This window comes from Aquipuribacter sp. SD81 (assembly GCF_037153975.1).
Lineage (GTDB): Bacteria > Actinomycetota > Actinomycetes > Actinomycetales > JBBAYJ01 > Aquipuribacter.
Map to the genome: position 1 here is coordinate 18,910 of NZ_JBBAYJ010000017.1, position 17,738 is coordinate 36,647.

Sequence of the window (17,738 nt, forward strand, 5' to 3'; positions counted from 1 at the left end):
ACCTCAGGGGATACCTGTGAACGCACGCACCACGCGCCGGCTCGCCGCCGTCGCGAGCCTGCCCCTCGCCGCCCTCCTCGTCGCCGCGTGCGGCGGGGACGGCACCACCTCGACGCCCGCCGACGGCGCCACGACCTCCGGCGGTGCCGCCTCCGAGGCGGCCGCCCCGGACGCCGCGGACACCTCCGCGGCCCCCTCGGACCCGGCCTCGGCCCCGACGGGCGACGCCGCCGGGGACTTCCCCGTCACGGTCGCCTCGGGCCAGCTGCCCGACACGACCGACCTGGTCGTCGAGGAGCGGCCCACCTCGATCGTGTCCATCAGCCCGACGGCGACCGAGATGCTGTTCGCGGTCGGCGCGGGAGAGCAGGTCGTCGCGGTCGACGCCTTCTCGTACTACCCCGAGGAGGCGCCCGTCACCGACCTGTCGGGCTTCGAGCCGAACCTCGAGGCCATCCTCGGCTACGACCCTGACCTCGTCGTCGCCTCCGGCGACCCGGGCGACCTCGTGAGCGGCCTGGACGCCGCGGGCGTCCCCACCCTGCTGCTGCCCTCGGCGCTCGACCTCGAGGAGTCCTACGACCAGGTGCGCCGCGTCGGCGCCGCCACCGGCCACGCCGACGCCGCCGAGGACGTCGTCGCCGAGACGCAGGCGAACATCGACGCCGCCGTCGCCGACGCGGGCGACGCGGGCGAGGGCCTGACGTACTACCACGAGCTCGACCCGTCGTTCTTCACCGCGAGCGGCGACACGTTCATCGGCGAGGTGTACGGCCTCTTCGGGCTGGAGAACATCGCCGACGAGACCGGCGAGGCGTACCCGCAGCTGTCGCAGGAGTTCGTCGTCGAGGCCGACCCCGACCTCGTCTTCGTGACGTCCGGCGACTTCTCCGCGAGCCCCGAGGAGATCGCGGACCGATCCGGCTGGGGCGAGGTGACGGCCGTGGAGAACGGCGACGTCGTCGTCGTCGACGCCGACACCGCCAGCCGGTGGGGCCCGCGCACCGACGAGTTCGCCCGCTCGGTCGCGGACGCGCTCGTCGACGCCGTCCCCGCGGGCCGGTGAGCACCCCCGCCGCCGCGCGCCGCCCGCTGGCCGCGACGCTGACGGGCGGGGGCGCACGCCCCCGGCCGGGGCGCCGCGCGCTGTGGGTCGCGGCGGCGGCGGGGCTGCTGCTGCTCGCCCTCGCCGTCGGGGTGCTCGTCGGCCCGGCGGGCCTCACCCCGCGGGCGGTGCTGCTCGAGCTGTGGCACGCGGCGACGGGCTCCGGTGCCGCGAGCGGCCTCAGCAGCCAGCAGGAGGCGATCCTCTGGCAGATCCGGCTGCCCCGGGTCGTGCTCGGCGCGCTCGTCGGCGCGATGCTCGCGCTCGCGGGCGCCGCCTACCAGGGCGTGTTCCGCAACCCGCTCGCCGACCCCTACCTGCTCGGGGTGTCGAGCGGCGCGGGCCTCGGCGCCACCCTCGCGATCGTCGCGGGCGGCAGCCTGGCCGGGCTCGGGCTGCCCGTCGTCGCCTTCCTCGGCGGGCTGGTCGGGGTGGCCGCCACGTACGCGCTCGGCAGCAGCGTCGGCGGCGGGGCCCGGTCCTCGGTCGTCATCGTGCTCGCGGGCGTCGCGGTCGCCGCGTTCCTCAACGCGGTGCAGACGTTCGTCCAGCAGCGCTACGACGACACGCTCCGCTCGGTGTACTCGTGGCTGCTCGGGCGGCTGTCGACGCAGGGGTGGGCCGAGGTGCTCACCGTGCTGCCGTACGTCGTGCTCGCGAGCGTCGTGGTGCTCCTGCACCGGCGCGTGCTCGACGTCATGTCGGTCGGCGACACGGAGGCCCGCAGCCTCGGCGTCGACGCCGGCCGGACCCGGCTCGTCCTCGTGCTCGCCGCGACGCTCGGCACCGCGGCCGTCGTGAGCGTGAGCGGCCTCATCGGCTTCGTCGGCATCGTCGTGCCGCACGCGGTCCGGCTCGTGCTCGGGGCGTCCCACCGCACGCTGCTGCCGGTGTCGATGCTGCTGGGGGCGGCGTTCCTCGTGGGCGCCGACGTGCTCGCCCGCACCGTCATGAGCCCGGCCGAGCTGCCGATCGGGGTCGTCACCGCGCTCGTCGGCGCCCCGTTCTTCGTCGTCGTCCTGCGGCGGGCGAGGCTGCGGTGAGCGGGCCGCAGCGGCCACCCGCCCTCGCGGCGGGCAGCGCGCCGGACGACGGCGTCTCCTGCCGGGCGGTGTCGGTCGCCCGCGGGCAGGTGACGGTCGTGCACGACCTCGACCTCGACGTCACCCCTGGGGAGTGGGTCGGGCTCGTCGGTCCCAACGGGGCGGGCAAGACGACCCTGCTGCACGCCGTCGGCGGGCTGCTGCCGTTCGCCGGGCGCATCCGCGTCGCCGGGGCCGACCCCGCGAGCAGCGGCGAGCGCGCGCTCGCCCGGCTCGTCGGCCTCATGCCGCAGCGGCCCGTCGTGCCCGAGGGCACGAGCGTGCGCGAGCTGATCGGTCTCGGCCGGACCCCGCACGTGCCCCGCTTCGGCGCGACCGGCGCGCACGACGACGAGGTCGTCGAGCGGTGCATCGAGCGGCTCTGCCTCGACCACGTCGCCGCCCGGCCCGCCACCGAGCTGTCGGGCGGGGAGCTGCAGCGGGTCGTGCTCGCCCGCGCGCTCGCGCAGGAGCCGCGCGTGCTGCTGCTGGACGAGCCGACGAGCGCGCTCGACATCGGCCACCAGCAGACCGTCCTCGACCTCGTCGACTCGCTGCGGCGCGAGGTCGGGCTCACCGTGCTCGCCGCCATGCACGACCTCACCCTCGCCGCGCAGTACTGCGACCGGCTCGTGCTCCTGGAGTCCGGCCGCCTCGCGGCCGACGGCCCGCCCGTCGACGTGCTGGAGGCGGACCTGCTCGCCCGCGTGTACGGCGCGCGCGTGCAGGTGCTCCCGGGCGCGTGCGGCCCCGCCGTCGTCCCGGTGCGGGCGGGGTCGGGGTTCGTGCCCCACCCGGCCCCGCGGACCGGCGACCGGCTGTGAGGGACGGCCCGCGGCGGGCGGCGGCGCTGCTCGTGGCGCTCGCCCTCGACGGGCTCCTCGGGGAGCCGCCGGAGCGGACGCACCCCGTCGTGGCGATGGGCCGCGGGCTCGCCGCGCTGGAGGGACGGCTGCCGAGCGCGCCCGCCGGCCGGGCCCGCGCCCTCGGCGGCGCCGCCTGGACGGGGCAGGCGCTCGGGTGGGCGGCGGCCGGGACCGCCGTGCAGCACGTGGTGCGGCGCGCGCCCGCGCCGGTCGCGGTGGCGCTCGAGGGGGCGGCGCTGTGGCCGCTGCTGTCGCTGCGGCTGCTGCTGCGCGAGACGGCGGCCGTCGAGACCGCGCTCGCGCGCTCGCTGCCCGAGGGTCGGACCGCGGTCGCGCGGCTCGTGAGCCGCCCCACCGCCGGGCTCGACGCGGCGCAGGTGCGCGAGGCGGCCCTGTCGTCGTGCGCGGAGAACCTCGTCGACTCGGTCGTCGCGCCGCTGCTCGCGCACGCCGTGGGCGGGCTGCCCGCTGCGGCCGCGTACCGGTTCGCGAACACCGCCGACGCGATGTGGGGCCACCGGGACGAGCGACGGGTCCACCTCGGGCTCGTCGCCGCCCGCGCCGACGACGTCGCCAACCTCGTGCCGGCCCGGCTGGCGGGGCTGCTGCTCGCCGTGCTGCCCGTGCCGCCCGTGCCGCCCGTGCGCCGACCTGCCGGACCCGCGTCCTCGCGCGTGCGGCTCCGTGCGCTGCGGGTCGAGGCGACGCGCACGCCGTCGCCCAACGGCGGGTGGCCGATGGGCGCGCTCGCGCTGCGACTGGGGGTGCGGCTGCGCAAGCCCGGCGTGTACGCCCTCCACCCCGGCGGCCGCGCTCCGGACGCCGCCGACACCGCCCGCGCGCTCCGGCTGGTGCGCGATGCGGCACTGGTGGCGGCCGCCCTGGCCGCCGTCGTCGCCGTCGGGCTCGCCGCCGGGCCGGTCACCGTCCTTTCGCGCCCGGGCGGGGGCTCGAGGTGAGCCGCGCGCGGGCCGTCATGGTGCTCGGCTGCACGAGCTGGGCGGGCAAGAGCCTCGTCGCGACCGCCCTGTGCCGCTGGTACGTGCGGCAGGGCCTGCGGGTCGTGCCGTTCAAGGGCCAGAACATGTCGAACAACGCCCGGGTCGTCGCGGCCGCGCCCGGGTCGGCCGACGCGGGCGAGATGGGGGTCGCGCAGTGGCTGCAGGCCCGCGCGGCCCGGGTCACCCCGGACGTCCGCATGAACCCCGTCCTCGTCAAGCCCGAGCACGACGGCAGCCAGGTGGTGGTGCTCGGGCGGGCCGACCCCGCCCTGTCGGCGCTCGCGTGGGCCGCCCGGCCGGGCGGGCTGTGGCCGGTGATCGCCTCGGTGTACGACGAGCTCGCCGCCGACCCCGGCCTGCGCCCGGACCTCGTCGTCGCCGAGGGCGCGGGCAGCCCCGCCGAGACCAACCTCCGCGACACCGACCTCGCCAACCTGCGCGTCGCGCACCACGCCGACGCCCGGGCGCTGCTCGTCGCCGACATCGACCGGGGCGGGGCCTTCGCGCACCTGCTCGGCACGTGGCAGCTGCTCGCGCCCGCCGACCGCGCGCGGCTGGACGGCTTCGTCCTCAACCGCTTCCGCGGCGACGCGACGCTGCTGCGGGACGCACCGGGCGACCTGACGGCCCGCACCGGGATGGCCCACGCCGGCGTGCTGCCGATGCTCGCCCACCGCCTGCCCGACGAGGACGGCGCCCGCGACCTCGCCGACCTCGCCCCTCCCGGCGCCCCGGAGGTCGCGGTCGTGCGCTACCCGACCGCGAGCAACCTCGACGAGCTGCTCGTGCTCGCCGGCGCCGCGCGGCTGCGCTGGGCCCGCACCGCCGCCGACCTGGACGGGGCCGACCTGGTCGTCCTCCCCGGCAGCAAGGACGTGCCCGGCGACCTCGCATGGCTGCACGCGGGCGGCGTCGGGGCCGCCGTCGTGCGCCGGGCGGAGGCCGGCGCGCGCGTGCTCGGCGTGTGCGGCGGGCTGCAGGTGCTCGGGCGGGCCGTCGACGACCGGCCGGGGCTCGGGCTGCTGCCCGTCCACACCCGCAACGCCCCGGACAAGCTGACGCGGCGCGTGAGGCAGCGCTTCGCCGACCGGCTGCCCGCGCCCTGGGCCGGGCTCGCGGGTACGACGGTCGACGGCTACGACATCCGGCACGGCCGGACCGTCGCCGCGCCCTCCGGTGACGGGACACCCGGCGCGGCCCCGGTGCTCGGCACCGACTCCGGCTGGGCGACCGGGAGCGTGCTCGGGGTCGCGTGCCACGGGCTGCTCGAGGACCCGGCCGTCGTCGCCGCCGTCCTGCCCGGGACCCGACCCGTCGCCGACCCGCTCGAGGCGACCCTCGACGGGCTCGCCGACGCGGTCGAGGAGCACCTCGACACCGACCTGCTCCGCCGACTGACCGGAGGACTGCTGTGAGCGACCCGACCCACCCGAGCGAGCCGGCTGCTGCGGACCGGACCGACCCCGCTCGCACGCGCCCGCCACGGCCGGAGCGCCGCGACGTCGACTCCCTCGTCCTCGTCTCCACCGGCGACGGCAAGGGGAAGTCGACCGCGGCCTTCGGCACGGTCCTGCGCGCCGTGGCCCGCGACTGGCGGGTCCTCGTCGTGCAGTTCATGAAGTCGGGCCGGTGGCACGTGGGGGAGGAGGCCGTCTGCCGGCGCCTCGGGGTGGAGTGGTGGACGATCGGCGACGGCTTCACGTGGGAGTCCGACGACCTCGACCGCTCGGCCGCGATCGCCCGCGAGGCGTGGCGCGCCGCCGCCGAGGCCCTGGCCTCCGGCGAGTGGCAGCTCGTCGTGCTCGACGAGGTCACCTACCCCATGACGTACGGCTGGGTCGACGCCGACGAGGTCCTCGCGACCATCCGCGACCGCGCCCCGGGGACGTACGTGTACTGCACGGGCCGCAACGCCTCCGACGCGCTCGTCGAGCTCGCGGACACCGTCAGCGAGGTGCGCAAGGTCAAGCACGCGTACGCCACCGGGGTCCGCGCCCGCCGCGGCATCGACTACTGAGCGGCGTGACGTCGCTCTCCGGGCCCGGGCCCGACCTGCGGTCCCACGGCGACACCCAGGTGCCGCCCGGCGCCCTCGACCTCGCCGTCAACGTGCACCCCGACCCCCCGCCCGGGCTCGCGGAGCGCCTCGCCCGCCTCGACGTCGTCGCCTACCCCGACGGCGCCCGGGCGCGGGCGCTGCTCGCCGCGCGCCACGGGGTGCCGGTCGAGCACGTGCTGCTCGTCAACGGGGCGGCGGAGGCCTTCCACGCGCTCGCCCACGGGCTGCGGCCGTCGCTCGCGGCGTGCGTCCACCCGTCGTTCACCGCGCCCGAGGCGGCCCTGCGCGCCGCCGGCGTGCCGGTGCTGCGCGTGCTGCGCGACGCCCGGGACGGCTTCGCCCTCGACCCGTCGACGGTGCCGGCCAGGGCCGACCTCGTCGTGCTCGGCCGGCCCGACAACCCCACCGGGCACGTGGCGCCGCCCGACGTGCTCGCGCGGCTCGCCCGGCCAGGGCGACGGCTCGTCGTGGACGAGGCGTTCGCCGAGCACGCCGTCGACCCGCTCGAGCTCGACCGCCTCGACCGGGCGGCCGTGCCCGGGCTCGTGCGGGTCCGCAGCCTCACGAAGGTGTGGGGCGTCGCGGGGCTCCGGGTCGGCTACGTGCTCGCCGAGCCGGACGTCGTGGCCCGGCTCGCCGCCGTGCTGCAGCCGTGGCCGGTCAACGTCGCCGCCCTCGCGGTCGTCGAGCACCTCTTCGGCGACGGCGCCGAGCGGCTGGAGGCGGAGCGGCGGCTCCGGGTCGCGGCGGTGGACACAGCCCGCGCCGCGCTGCTCGCCGGCCTGCGCGACCTGCCCGGGTCGCCCGTCGAGGTCCACGCGGGCCCCGTCAACTACGTGCTGCTGCGCCACCCGTCGCTCGACCTGCGGGAGACGCTGCTCGCCCACGGCGTCGCCGTCCGCCGCTGCGACACCTTCCCCGGCCTCGACCGCTCCTGGGTGCGCGTCGCGGTCCACCCGGACCCGAGCGTCGGGCGCCGCCTGCTCGACGGGCTCGCCGCCGTCCGCTGAGGCGGCCGGGCAGGATGGCCCGGTGCCGACGACCCCCAAGCAGCGTGTCCGCGTGCTCGCCCTCGCCGCCGCGCGACGCGAGGACGGCCGCCTCCTCGTGCAGCGCGGCACCGACCCGGCCGGCGGTGCGTTCCACCGTCTCGTCGGGGGCGGCGTCGAGTTCGGCGAGACCGCCGCGGAGGCACTCGCCCGTGAGCTGCACGAGGAGCTCGGCACCCGCGCCCGCGTCGGCGAGGTGCTCGTGTGGCACGAGAACCTCTTCACCTTCGCCGGGAAGCCCGGCCACGAGGTAGTCGCGGTGTGCGAGGCGGTCCTCGACGACCCCGCCGTGACCGGGCCCGACGACCTCGGCCGCATCCCCGGCACCGACAGCACCGTGCACTGGGTGCCCGCCGAGGACGTGCTCGACGGGCCGCTGCCGTTCCACCCGCAGGGTGTCGTGCCCGCGCTCAGGGACTGGTACGCACGGGTGGGCGCGCCCCGCGCCTGACGCGCGCCGCGCCCCGCCCGCCCAGCACGACGAGGCCCACGAGCACGACGGTCCACGCGACGGTGAGCGCGGCCGTCGCCGGGCCGGGCGTGGTGAGGTCCGGCAGCACCGCCCGCAGCGCGCGGTACACCGGCCACGACGTGCGGGCGAGGTCGACGACGAGGGTGTGCCGGCCCGCCTCCCGGGCCACCGGGTCGTCGCGGCCGTCGAGGGCCGTCGTGCTCGCCGTCGCCGCGACAAGGGCCGCCCACGCGCCGGCGCCCGCGAGGCCGAGGACCGCGACGAGCGCCGTCCGCCCCGCGCCCGCCCGTCCCGCGCCCCACGCCGCGCCCGCCCACGCCGCCACGAGGAGCACGGCCGCGGGCAGCACGACGACGAGCTGCCGTCCCGGCCACCACCAGCCGTGCATGGTCTGCGCGACCCAGGTCGCCACGACCCACCCGGCCGCGAGGACCGCGAGCAGGACCGTGGGCGCGGCCGCGGGCGGGCCGGCCGGGGCCCCACCGCGACGGCGGTGTACCAGCGCCCAGCCGATCGCCACCGGCAGCAGGACGACGACCGGCGCCCACGCCAGCAGGCCGAAGTCGCGGTCGACGAGCAGGCCCACGAGGCGCTGGCTGCGGGCGGCGTAGTCCGGGTCCGGGCCCGTCGCGGACACCGACCCTCCCTCGAAGTAGTCGCCCGAGGCGTAGGAGGTGAGGCCGCCGTACACCACCAGGTGGAACCACAGCCAGTGCGCGCCCGCGAGCCCGAGGCCGAGCGCCCACGTCACCTGCGCGGGCCGGTCGCGGCGCAGCCACACCAGCCCTGCGACCGCGAGCACGAGCGCGACGAGCGCGTACTTGACCGCGAGCCACGGCAGGGCGACGACCGCGAGCCCCAGTGCCACCGCGGCGCCCCGGCCCGGCCGCCCGAGCAGGCAGCCGAGCGCGAGGACGACCGCGAGCGCGGCAGGCAGCTCCGGGTACACCTGCGTCGCGTACACCGCGATCGGCGGCGACAGCGCGAACGCCGCCACGGTGACGAGCGCCGGGACGGCCGGCACGCGCAGGCGGCGCACCGAGACCCACGCCGTCACGGCCGCCGTCACCCCTGCGAGCCCCGCGAGCGCGAGCTTGGCGAGCAGCCAGCCCGGCAGCCCGAGCCCGGGGCCCGCGGCGACGGCCGGCGCGAGCAGCAGCGGCAGCAGCGGGTCGTGGGGGCTGAGCCGGGACCCGTCGGGGCGCGGCCGGGTCTGCTCCGGCAGGTCCGCGGCGTGCCACGCCCGCCAGCGCTGCTCGGCGAGCTCGTCGGACACGTCGAGGTCGCCGTCGGTCACCAGCGACAGCGCGCTCAGCAGGTACTGCGGCTCGTCCGCCGTCACCTGCGCCCCGTACGTCGCGCGGGCGAGCGCGCCCGGCGCCGTGAGGAGCGCGACGACGACGCCCAGCGCGACGCAGGCCAGCGCGAGACGGCCCGGTCGGCCGGGCCGGCCGCGCCGGACGTCAGGCCCCGCTGCGGGCCCGCGCCCCGGCGCCACCGGGCTCAGCCGTCGAGCCCGCTGCCGGCGATGAGCTCGCGGGTGCGGGCGAGCCCGCCGCCGAGGCCGTCGAGGTCGAAGGTCGCGACGCCGAGACCGTCCAGCGGCGGCAGGTCGCCGGCCGGCTCCACGCCCGCGGCGAGCGGGTACTCGAAGGTCTCCTCGGAGAAGAAGGTCTGCGCCTCCTCCGACAGCATGAACCCGACGAACTCGTCGGCGAGGTCGGGGCTGTCGCTGCTCGCGAGCTTCGCGACGCCCGTGGTGATGAGGAGGTTGCCGATGTCGCCGTCGGCGAAGAAGTAGTTCTCGGTCCCGATGCCGGGGTCCTCCGCGAGCGCGCGGTAGTTGTAGTAGTGGTTGACGAGCCCCATCGGCACCTCGCCGCGGCCGACGGCCTGCACGATGGCCGTGTTGTTGGCGTACGTCGGGGCGCCGTTGTCCGCCAGGCCCTGCAGCCACTCCTCGGCCACCTCGTCGCCCTCGGTCTCGCGCAGCGCGGTGACGAAGTCCTGGAACGAGCCGTTGCTCGGGGCGACGGCGACCTGCCCGGCGTACTCCGGGGAGGCGACGTCGAGGACGCTCCTCGGCAGGTCCGCCGGGTCCACGGCCTCGGTGTCGTAGACGAGGGTGCGGACCCGGCCCGACATGCCGACCCAGCTGCCGTCGTCGGCCCGGAACTGCGGGTCCACGAGGTCGAGCACGGCCTGGTCGAGCGGGGCGAGGGCGCCGAGCCCGTCGAGGTAGCCGACCGCCCCCGGGCTCTGGGAGATGACGACGTCCGCAGGGCTCGCGTCCCCCTCCTGCTCCAGCAGCAGCGCGAGGTCGGCGGAGTCGCCGTAGCGCACCTCGATGTCGATGTCGTTCTCCTCCGAGAACGTCGTGAGCAGCGGTCCCACGAGGTTCTCGGTCCGCCCGGAGTACACGGTGAGGACCTCGCGGTCCGTGCCGCACGCGCCGAGGCCGGCGGCCAGGGCGAGCACGGCGCCGGCGGTGACCGCGCGGCGCGCGACGGGGCGGGGACGGGCGGGCGGCATGGGACTCCTCGGTGCTCGTGGTGACGGGTCGGGCAGGGCGGGACGTGCGGGGGCTCCGGTCGTCCGCGGAGGCTCGCTCAGGCGGCGACCGTGGCGCGGTCCGGGACGGTGTCGTCGGCCCCGGCCGGGGCCTGGGCGAGCAGGTGCCGCAGCTGGCGCGCCACGACGGCCTCGAGGTCGGTGGTGGGGTCGACGCCGAGCGCGCGCAGCCGCCCGGTCGCGGCCCACGAGGCCGGCACCTCCTCGGGCGCGGCGCGCTCCACCACGACCCGCGGTGCGTCCCAGCCGGCCGTGGCCGCCGCGCCGGCCACGGCCTCGACGACCTCCGCGAGCCGGCGGGGGCGACCGGAGCCGAGGTTGACGACCCCGGGGGCGCCGCGGTCCAGCGCGGCCAGCAGGCCCGCCACGACGACGTCGACGTCGGTGAGGTCGCGCGTCCGCTCGAGCCCGCCGAGCACGCGCAGCGGCCGGCCGGCGCGGGCGGCCGCGAGCCACGCCGCCACCGCCATGTCGGGCCGCTGCCCCTCGCCGACGACCGTGAAGGGCCGGGCGACGACGACCGCGCCCCCGGCCGCCGCGCGGCGCGCGCACGCCTGCTCGACCCGCACCTTCCACCCGGCGTAGGAGCCGAGGGGGCGGACCTGGTCGGTCTCGCGGCTGGGGGCGCGCCGGCCGGCGGCGTCGAGGCAGCCGCCGTAGACGGCGGAGGAGGACATGACGACGATCGGCACGTCCGGCGCGGTGGCGGCCAGGACGGCCTGCGCGGTGCCGAGGATGTCGCGAGCCCGGGCCGCCTCGAGCGCGACGAGGTCGGCGCCGGCTCGGGCGCGGACCCCGGAGCGCGCCGCGCAGTGCACGACCGCGTCGGCGCCGCCGCACACGTCGGGCAGGGCGGCGGTGACCGGGTCGGCGACGTCGGCGAGGTCGACGGCCAGCGGCACGAGGACGCCCGGGGCGCCGGCGGCGGCCGCGAGCACCTCGGCCGGCGCGGGCCGGCGGTCGAGGGCGACGACGTGGTCGCCGCGGCGCAGCGCCCGGGCGACGAGCCGGGAGCCGATGAAGCCGGACGAGCCCGTCACCACCATGCGCACGAGCCCGGACATTACATCAGCGGGGACTCCCGTAATTGGTGGGATGCTGCTGCGGTGCACCGGTCCCTCGGCCTCGCAGGCGGTCTCGCGGTCGCCGCGGTCGTGACCGTCGCGGCCGTCGTCGTCATCGTGGCCACGGTCGACCCCGGTGACCTCGCGAGGGCCGCGGCCCGGCTGGCCGCGTCGCCGGGACCCGCGCTCGTGGGCCTCGTGTGCTTCGGTCTCGCGTTCGTGCTGCGCGCGCTCGCGTGGACCCGGGTCCTGCCGGCGCTGCCGCCCGGCCAGGCGTGGGCGGGCGTGCACGTGGCCCTGCTCGGCAACCGCCTGCTGCCGCTGCGGCTCGGTGAGCCGCTGCGCGTGCTGTCGGCCGTGCGGCGCTCGCCCGGGGTCGGGGTGCGGGCGGCGACCGCGTCCACGCTGTCGCTGCGCGGGGCCGACACCGTCGCCCTCCTCGCGGTCGGGGCCGCGGCGGGCCTCGCGCTCGGCCTGGACGCCCGCGACGTCGACGGCCGGGTCGTCGCCGTCACCGCGGTCGCCGCCGCCGCAGTCACCGCGGCCGGGCTGGGGTGGGGCCTGCGGCTGCGGGCCCGCGGCCACGACGTCCGGGCGCCTGGTCCGGCCGCCGTCGCGCTCACGGTCCTCGCGTGGCCGCTGGAGGCCGTCGTCGTCCTCGTCGCGGCCCGCGCCACCGGCCTGGAGCTGTCGGTGGCGGGCGCGCTCGTCGTGACCGCCGCCGCCGTGCTCGCCCAGGTCGCCGCGGTCGCCCCCGGCGGCCTCGGCACCTACGAGGCCGGCGCCGTCGCCGGCTACGTGCTCCTCGGCCACGACCCCGCCGCCGGTCTCGCCGCCGCCCTCGTCACCCGTGCCCTCACCACGCTGTACGCCCTCGTCGCCGGAGGTTCCGCCGTGCTCGTCCCCGCCCCCACCCTGCTCGGCCGGCTGCGGCTGCCGCGACGGCGGCCCGAGCGCCCCGTCGCGCCCGCGCCCGACCCCGACGCCCCCGTCGTGCTCGTGCTGCCCGCGCACGACGAGGCCGCGACCGTGGCCGCGGTCGTGGCGCGCGCCCCGCACCGCGTGCTCGGCCGCGACGTGCGGGTCGTCGTCGTCGACGACGGCTCGCGCGACGCGACCGCGGCGCTGGCCCGCGAGGCGGGGGCCGAGGTGGTCGCGCACCCCGTCAACCGCGGCCTCGGGGCCGCGGTCCGCACCGGCCTCGCGCACGCGGTCGGCCTGGGCGCGGCGGCGGTGGCCTTCGCCGACGCCGACGGCGAGTACCCGCCCGAGGAGCTCGAGGCGCTCGTGGGGCCCGTGCTGGCGGGAGAGGCCGACTACGTCGTCGGCTCGCGCTTCGCCGGGCGCATCGACCGCATGCTCCCGCACCGGCGCCTCGGCAACCGCGTCCTCACGCTGTGGGTGCGCTGGCTCACGCGGCACCCGGTGACGGACGGGCAGTCCGGCTACCGGGCCCTGTCCCGGGCGGCGGCGGCGGACGCCGAGGTCGTCCACGACTACAACTACGCGCAGGTGCTCACCCTCGACCTGCTCGGCAAGGGCTACCGCTACGCCGAGGTGCCGATCAGCTACGGCTTCCGCACGAGCGGGACGTCGTTCGTGCGGCTCGGCCGGTACCTGCGTGCGGTGGTGCCGGCGGTGCACCGCGAGCTCAACGCCTGAGCGGTCACGTGCCCGTCGGGCCGTGGGTCGTCGGGGGGCGCGGGCCCCGGCGGGCTCAGCCCGTCGTGGCCTCGCTGCCGGCCGTCTCCTCGACCTCCGACCCGCTGCCGGACCCCGAGCCGGAGCCCGAGCCGGACCCCGAGCCGGAGCCCGAGCCGGAGCCGTCCTCCGAGCCGGTGCCGTCGAGGTTGCGGACCTCGGCGCCGTCGTCGGCGCAGGCGCTGAGCCCGCCGGCGAGCGCGACGAGGACGGCGGCGGTGGCGAGCGTGCGGCGCATGGGTGCCCTTCCGGTGTGACGACGAGGGAGGCGCCCCCTATTTGGTGACGCTGGCGTGACCTTATCCGATGGGGGTCAGTCCTGGACGACGTGCTCCGCGAAGCCCTCGCGCGCGCGTGCCCACGCGGCCTCGTCGAGGGTCCCGTCGGTCCGGCGGCAGCGGACGGCGGCCTCGGCCATCGCGAGGGTGTGGTGGGTGTTGTCGTGCGCGAGGAGCCCCTGCCGGCCGAACGTCAGCAGCCCGGGGACGGCGTCGACGGCCGCGAGCACGGTCTCCAGCGCCCCCTCGCTGCCGAGCAGGTGGACCGGGTACGCCGACGGCACGCGCCGGACGTCGACCGCGGCGACGTCCGGCACCGGCAGCCCGCACGCGGCCACGCCGTCGAGCACGAGGCGGCCGAGGGCGTCGTCGCCGCTGCGCCACAGCGCGTCGCCGACCTGGCACGGCACCTCGGCGGTGAGGACCGTGACGTCGTCCGGGTCGGGCCCGTCGCGGTAGTTGCGCGGCTCCGACAGCCGGGTGACGGGCGTCTCGGGCCCGGGGAGGTAGTGGGCGTCGAAGGTCGTCCACGACGGCTGCGACACCGGACGGGGCACGACGAGGTGGACGACGAGCATCGCGCGGCTCGGCAGCGACGGCAGCGGTCCCCCGTCGGGGGCGGTGAGGCCCGCGAGCCGCGCGAGCAGCGGCAGGGGCACCGTCGACCACACCTGCCGGGCGCGCAGCACGCCTCGCTCGGTCGAGACGGTCCAGCCGCCGTCCTCGCGCGCGAGGGCGCTGACCCCGGCACCGGTCACGACGTCGGCGCCCGCGGCCGAGGCGGCGTCGGCCAGCACCTCGCTGATGCGGCCGAAGCCGCCGGCCGGGTAGTGGAACCAGCGCCCGCCGGAGTCCGCGCCCGCGGCCACGCGGGCGGCGAGCCGCCACGGGGAGTCGGCGCTGATGCGCCGGCGCGCCTGCTCGCCGCTCAGCACCGACGGGTCCGCGCCCCACACCTTGCGCGCGTACGGGAAGTAGAACTCCCGCCCCATGACCGTGCCGAGCCCGCTCGTCACGTACGAGGCGAAGGACGACGTGTCGCGGCGTCGCAGCACCGCCCGGGCGCTGCTGAGCCCGGCGCGCGCGAGGAACCCCGGCGGCAGGCTCGTCGCGAGGTCGCGTGGGCTCAGCGGGAAGCCGACCCAGCGCCCGGCGAGGCGGACCCGGCCGTTGCGGCGCCGGGTCTGCAGCTCCGCGCCCAGCAGCCGCCGCAGCAGCGCCATGACGTGCGGGTCGGTGGCCGGGTGCAGCCGGTGGCTGCCGACGTCGACGCGCACGCCCCCGACGGTCCGGGAGGCCGTGAGCCCGCCGACGTGGTCCTCGCGCTCGAGCACCGCGACCGACGAGCCCGCCTCGGCCAGCCGCAGGCCGGCCCCGAGCCCGGCGGGCCCGGCGCCCAGCACCGCGACGTCGACCTCGCCGCGGGGCAGGCCGCTCACGGGACCGCCCCGCCGCCGGTCGTCGCGGGTGCGCCGCTCGCCCGGTCCGCCCCCGGCGCCCCCACCGCCTCCGGGTCCGCCCCGTCCTCGCCGGGCCCCGCCCCCGCGCCGCCGGTCGGGGCCCGCAGCTCCGGGCGGAGCACCAGCAGCCACGTGAGGACCGCCGACATCGCGAGCAGCACGAGCGAGGTGATGCCGACCTCGGCGAAGAAGCCGTCCTGGGCGGCGAAGAAGATGCGCGTCGCGAGCGTCTCGAAGCCGGTCGGGGCGAGCAGGGCCGTGGCGGGCAGCTCCTTGAGCGTGCTGAGCAGCACGAGCCCGCCCCCGGCGACCAGCCCCGGCAGCACGAGCGGCAGGTCGACGCTCACGAGCCGGCGCGTCGGGCCGGCCCCCAGGGTGCGGGCGGCCTCGCCGAGGCGGACGGGGACCGCGGCCACCGCGGTCTGCGAGGCGCGCAGCGCCTGCGCGCCGAAGTGGAGGACGTAGCCGAGCACGAGCAGCGGGAAGGTCTGGTAGAGCCCCGCGAGCGGTCCGGGCGCCTGGAGGACGAAGAACACGAGCGCGAGGGCGACGAGCAGGCCGGGCAGGGCGAACGTGCTCGTGACGACGGCGCCGACGACGCGGGTGACGGGGCCGGGCCGGCGCACGGAGGCGACGGCCAGCGGCAGCACGAGCACGACCGCGGCGACCGCCGCCGCGACCGAGGCCGCGACGGAGCCGAGCGCGGGCGCCACGAGGAACCCCAGCGGGTCCCCGAAGCCCGACCAGCCCACCCCGGTCGTCACGCTGCCGCGCGCCGCCCACAGCGCGAGCACCGCCACCGGCGCGACGAGGGCGAGGAGGACCACGGCCACCGGCACGAGCGTGACGAGGGTGCGCAGCCGGCCGAGGTGCATGTCGGCCGGCGGCCGGGCGGGCCGGGGACCCGCGGGCACGGCTGCGGCCGAGCGGGCGGCCAGCGCGACCCCGACGGCGAGCACGGCGAGGAAGAGCCCGAGCGTCACCGACGTCGTGCGGTCGAGCAGGCGGCTGGCGTACAGCGCGCGGGTGATCGTGTCGTAGCGCAGCAGCGCGACCGCCCCGAAGTCGGACAGCACGTAGAGGAACACGAGCAGGCCGCCCGCGGCGGTGGCGGGACGCAGCTGCGGCAGCAGCACGGTGAGCACCGTGCGGACCGGGCTCGCCCCGAGCAGGCGCGCCGCCTCCTCGTGGCTGCGCGGCACCATCCGCAGCCGCGCGAGCACGACGAGGTAGACGTAGGGATAGGTGAGCAGGGTGAGCACGACCGCCGCGCCGGTGAAGCCCTGCGGCCGCGGCAGGAACGGCACGAGACCGCCCGGGCCGGTCGCGGCGAGCCACGCCGTGGCGCCCACGAAGCTCGGCACCACCAGCGGCAGCGCGAGCGCGACCCGCAGCGCCTCCCGGCCGCGCACGTCGGTGCGCGCGACGAGGACCGCGAGCCCCGTCCCGAGCGCCATGGCGGCGAGCGCGCACGTCGAGGCGAGCAGCAGCGACGCGGCCAGCGGCCCCAGCACGGCGGGGGAGGCCACGGTCGCGACGAGGTCGCCGCCGAGCCGCACGCTCTCGGCGGCGAGGAACAGCGCCGGGAAGGCGAAGAACAGGCCGAGGACGACGACGACGCCGGTGGTGAGCCGGCCGCGGGTGGCGCTCACGGGCCCTACGCGGGGGTGAGCTGCGACGAGCGGCGCGGCGCGGCGGCCGCGGTGCCACCGACCGGGTAGTGCGCGGCCGCGGGCCCCACGAAGCGGACGGCCACGCGGTCCCCGACGGCGAAGCGCGGCCCCGCGGCGGCCCGGACCCGCACCTCGAGCGCGGGCAGGCGGACGACGTAGCTGCAGTCGTGTCCGTAGAACGCGACGTCGGTGACCTCGCCGTCCTCACCCGGACGCAGGTCGAGGTGCTCGGGACGCACCAGCACGTCGCGCGGACCGCGGCCGAGGCTCTCGGCGGCGCGCACCGGGATGCGCCCGAGCGGGGTCTCGGCGACCGCGCCGGCCACGGCCGCGGGCAGCAGGTTCGCCTCGCCGACGAAGCGCGCGACCCACGAGTCGACGGGGGAGGAGTAGACGTCCGCGGGCGTGCCGACCTGGCGGACGGCCCCGTCGCGCATGACCGCGACCCGGTCGCCGAGCACGAAGGCCTCCTCCTGGTCGTGGGTGACGAACACCGACGTCATGCCGACCTCGCGCAGCAGCTGGGCGATCTCGCCGCGCACCCGCACCCGCAGCCCGCTGTCGAGGCCCGTGAACGCCTCGTCGAAGAGCAGGACGCGGGGTCGCGGGGCCAGCGCGCGGGCGAGCGCGACGCGCTGCGCCTGGCCGCCGGACAGCTCGTGCGGCCGGCGCCCGGCCAGGTGCCGCAGGTCGACGAGGTCGAGGGTCTCCTCGACCCGGCCTGCCGCGACCTCGTGGCGGCTGAGCCCGTACGCGACGTTGCGCGCGACCGTGAGGTGGGGGAACAGGGCGGCGTCCTGGAACACCATGCCGACCCGGCGGCGCTCGGCCGGCACGTGCCGGCCCGGCCCCGTGAGGACCTGCCCGGCCACGGTGACGGTGCCGGCGTCCGGCACCTCCAGCCCGGCCAGGACGCGCAGCAGCGTCGTCTTGCCGCAGCCGCTCGGGCCGAGCAGCGCGAGGCTCTCGCCCTCGCCGAGGCCCACGTGCGCGCCGTCGAGCGCGACGGTGCGGCCGAAGCGTCGGCTCACCCCGTCCGCGACGAGGAAGCGCCCGGTGGGCGACGAATTGTGCATGGGCGACCTTTCCGAATCAGTGCAGGGTAACCGACCCTCGGACGGTCGCGGCGTGAGGGATGCGGGGTGGGCAACCGGGTGAGCGTCGGCGTGGCGGCTCGCCTCCGTGCCCCCGGCCGCCGAAACCCTCCGGACACGGAATTTGCCAAATCGTTACCTGGGACTCATCGTCATGACCGGACAGCACGCCCGCTCCACGACCCCGGCGCGAGGTCACGACCTCGTGCCGTGGGACGGTCCTCGCGCACACCGGTCGACACCCCAGGCCGGGACGGACCCGG

General features: G+C 78.1%; 16 protein-coding genes. 9 read left to right on the top strand and 7 right to left on the bottom strand.

Annotated features, from left to right (window positions below):
- Positions 1–16 precede the first annotated feature (16 nt).
- The 8 genes from WAA21_RS11425 to WAA21_RS11460 are packed head-to-tail and all read left to right on the top strand — an operon-like array spanning position 17 to position 7,613.
- Complete coding sequence (locus WAA21_RS11425) at positions 17–1,066, top strand: ABC transporter substrate-binding protein (protein WP_336922933.1); 1,050 nt, start codon at positions 17–19, stop codon at positions 1,064–1,066.
- Positions 1,063–2,148, top strand: coding sequence for a FecCD family ABC transporter permease (locus WAA21_RS11430; RefSeq protein ID WP_336922935.1), 1,086 nt, complete (start codon positions 1,063–1,065; stop codon positions 2,146–2,148). The genes WAA21_RS11425 and WAA21_RS11430 overlap by 4 nt, the downstream gene beginning before the upstream one ends.
- On the top strand, positions 2,145–3,011 hold the full coding sequence (locus tag WAA21_RS11435) for an ABC transporter ATP-binding protein (protein WP_336922936.1): 867 nt from the start codon (positions 2,145–2,147) through the stop codon (positions 3,009–3,011). The genes WAA21_RS11430 and WAA21_RS11435 overlap by 4 nt, the downstream gene beginning before the upstream one ends.
- Complete coding sequence (gene cbiB, locus WAA21_RS11440) at positions 3,008–4,012, top strand: adenosylcobinamide-phosphate synthase CbiB (protein ID WP_336922937.1); 1,005 nt, start codon at positions 3,008–3,010, stop codon at positions 4,010–4,012. Before WAA21_RS11435 ends, cbiB begins: the two co-directional genes overlap by 4 nt.
- Positions 4,009–5,469, top strand: coding sequence for a cobyric acid synthase (locus tag WAA21_RS11445; protein WP_336922938.1), 1,461 nt, complete (start codon positions 4,009–4,011; stop codon positions 5,467–5,469). The genes cbiB and WAA21_RS11445 overlap by 4 nt, the downstream gene beginning before the upstream one ends.
- Positions 5,466–6,071, top strand: a complete 606-nt coding sequence (gene cobO, locus WAA21_RS11450; protein WP_336922939.1) for a cob(I)yrinic acid a,c-diamide adenosyltransferase — start codon at positions 5,466–5,468, stop codon at positions 6,069–6,071. Before WAA21_RS11445 ends, cobO begins: the two co-directional genes overlap by 4 nt.
- A gap of 5 nt (positions 6,072–6,076) precedes the next feature.
- On the top strand, positions 6,077–7,123 hold the full coding sequence (locus tag WAA21_RS11455) for an aminotransferase class I/II-fold pyridoxal phosphate-dependent enzyme (protein WP_336922940.1): 1,047 nt from the start codon (positions 6,077–6,079) through the stop codon (positions 7,121–7,123).
- Between the two features lie 22 nt (positions 7,124–7,145).
- Complete coding sequence (locus tag WAA21_RS11460; RefSeq protein WP_336922941.1) at positions 7,146–7,613, top strand: NUDIX hydrolase; 468 nt, start codon at positions 7,146–7,148, stop codon at positions 7,611–7,613.
- Here the strand turns inward: WAA21_RS11460 and WAA21_RS11465 are convergent.
- From WAA21_RS11465 to WAA21_RS11475, 3 genes are all read right to left on the bottom strand, one after another.
- Positions 7,573–9,132: a hypothetical protein gene (locus WAA21_RS11465; protein WP_336922942.1), complete on the bottom strand. Its 1,560-nt coding sequence runs from the start codon at positions 9,130–9,132 to the stop codon at positions 7,573–7,575. The genes WAA21_RS11460 and WAA21_RS11465 overlap by 41 nt on opposite strands.
- Positions 9,133–9,137: 5 nt before the next feature.
- Positions 9,138–10,166: an extracellular solute-binding protein gene (locus tag WAA21_RS11470; protein WP_336922943.1), complete on the bottom strand. Its 1,029-nt coding sequence runs from the start codon at positions 10,164–10,166 to the stop codon at positions 9,138–9,140.
- Between the two features lie 77 nt (positions 10,167–10,243).
- Complete coding sequence (locus WAA21_RS11475; RefSeq protein WP_336922944.1) at positions 10,244–11,269, bottom strand: NAD-dependent epimerase/dehydratase family protein; 1,026 nt, start codon at positions 11,267–11,269, stop codon at positions 10,244–10,246.
- Positions 11,270–11,311: 42 nt separating this feature from the next.
- On the opposite strand from WAA21_RS11475, the gene WAA21_RS11480 reads away from it, so the two are divergent.
- Entirely contained in the window at positions 11,312–12,931 is a 1,620-nt protein-coding gene (locus WAA21_RS11480) for a glycosyltransferase family 2 protein (protein ID WP_336922945.1), read from the top strand.
- Positions 12,932–12,986: 55 nt separating this feature from the next.
- On the opposite strand, the gene WAA21_RS11485 is transcribed toward WAA21_RS11480, so the two are convergent.
- The 4 genes from WAA21_RS11485 to WAA21_RS11500 form a co-directional block, all read right to left on the bottom strand.
- Positions 12,987–13,208: a hypothetical protein gene (locus WAA21_RS11485; protein ID WP_336922946.1), complete on the bottom strand. Its 222-nt coding sequence runs from the start codon at positions 13,206–13,208 to the stop codon at positions 12,987–12,989.
- Positions 13,209–13,283: 75 nt separating this feature from the next.
- The gene (locus WAA21_RS11490; protein WP_336922947.1) at positions 13,284–14,687 is read right to left on the bottom strand and encodes a protoporphyrinogen/coproporphyrinogen oxidase; all 1,404 of its coding nucleotides are present in this window, start codon (positions 14,685–14,687) and stop codon (positions 13,284–13,286) included.
- Complete coding sequence (locus WAA21_RS11495; RefSeq protein ID WP_336922948.1) at positions 14,684–16,360, bottom strand: ABC transporter permease; 1,677 nt, start codon at positions 16,358–16,360, stop codon at positions 14,684–14,686. The genes WAA21_RS11490 and WAA21_RS11495 overlap by 4 nt, the downstream gene beginning before the upstream one ends.
- Before the next feature lie 5 nt (positions 16,361–16,365).
- On the bottom strand, positions 16,366–17,457 hold the full coding sequence (locus WAA21_RS11500) for an ABC transporter ATP-binding protein (RefSeq protein ID WP_336922949.1): 1,092 nt from the start codon (positions 17,455–17,457) through the stop codon (positions 16,366–16,368).
- Between the last annotated feature and the right edge of the window lie 281 nt (positions 17,458–17,738).

Coding starts and splice junctions, on each gene's coding strand:
- WAA21_RS11470 (WP_336922943.1), bottom strand. CDS start 10,166: ATGCCGCCCGCCCGTCCCCGCCCCGTCGCGCGCCGCGCGGTCACCGCC.
- WAA21_RS11475 (WP_336922944.1), bottom strand. CDS start 11,269: ATGTCCGGGCTCGTGCGCATGGTGGTGACGGGCTCGTCCGGCTTCATC.
- WAA21_RS11485 (WP_336922946.1), bottom strand. CDS start 13,208: ATGCGCCGCACGCTCGCCACCGCCGCCGTCCTCGTCGCGCTCGCCGGC.
- WAA21_RS11500 (WP_336922949.1), bottom strand. CDS start 17,457: ATGCACAATTCGTCGCCCACCGGGCGCTTCCTCGTCGCGGACGGGGTG.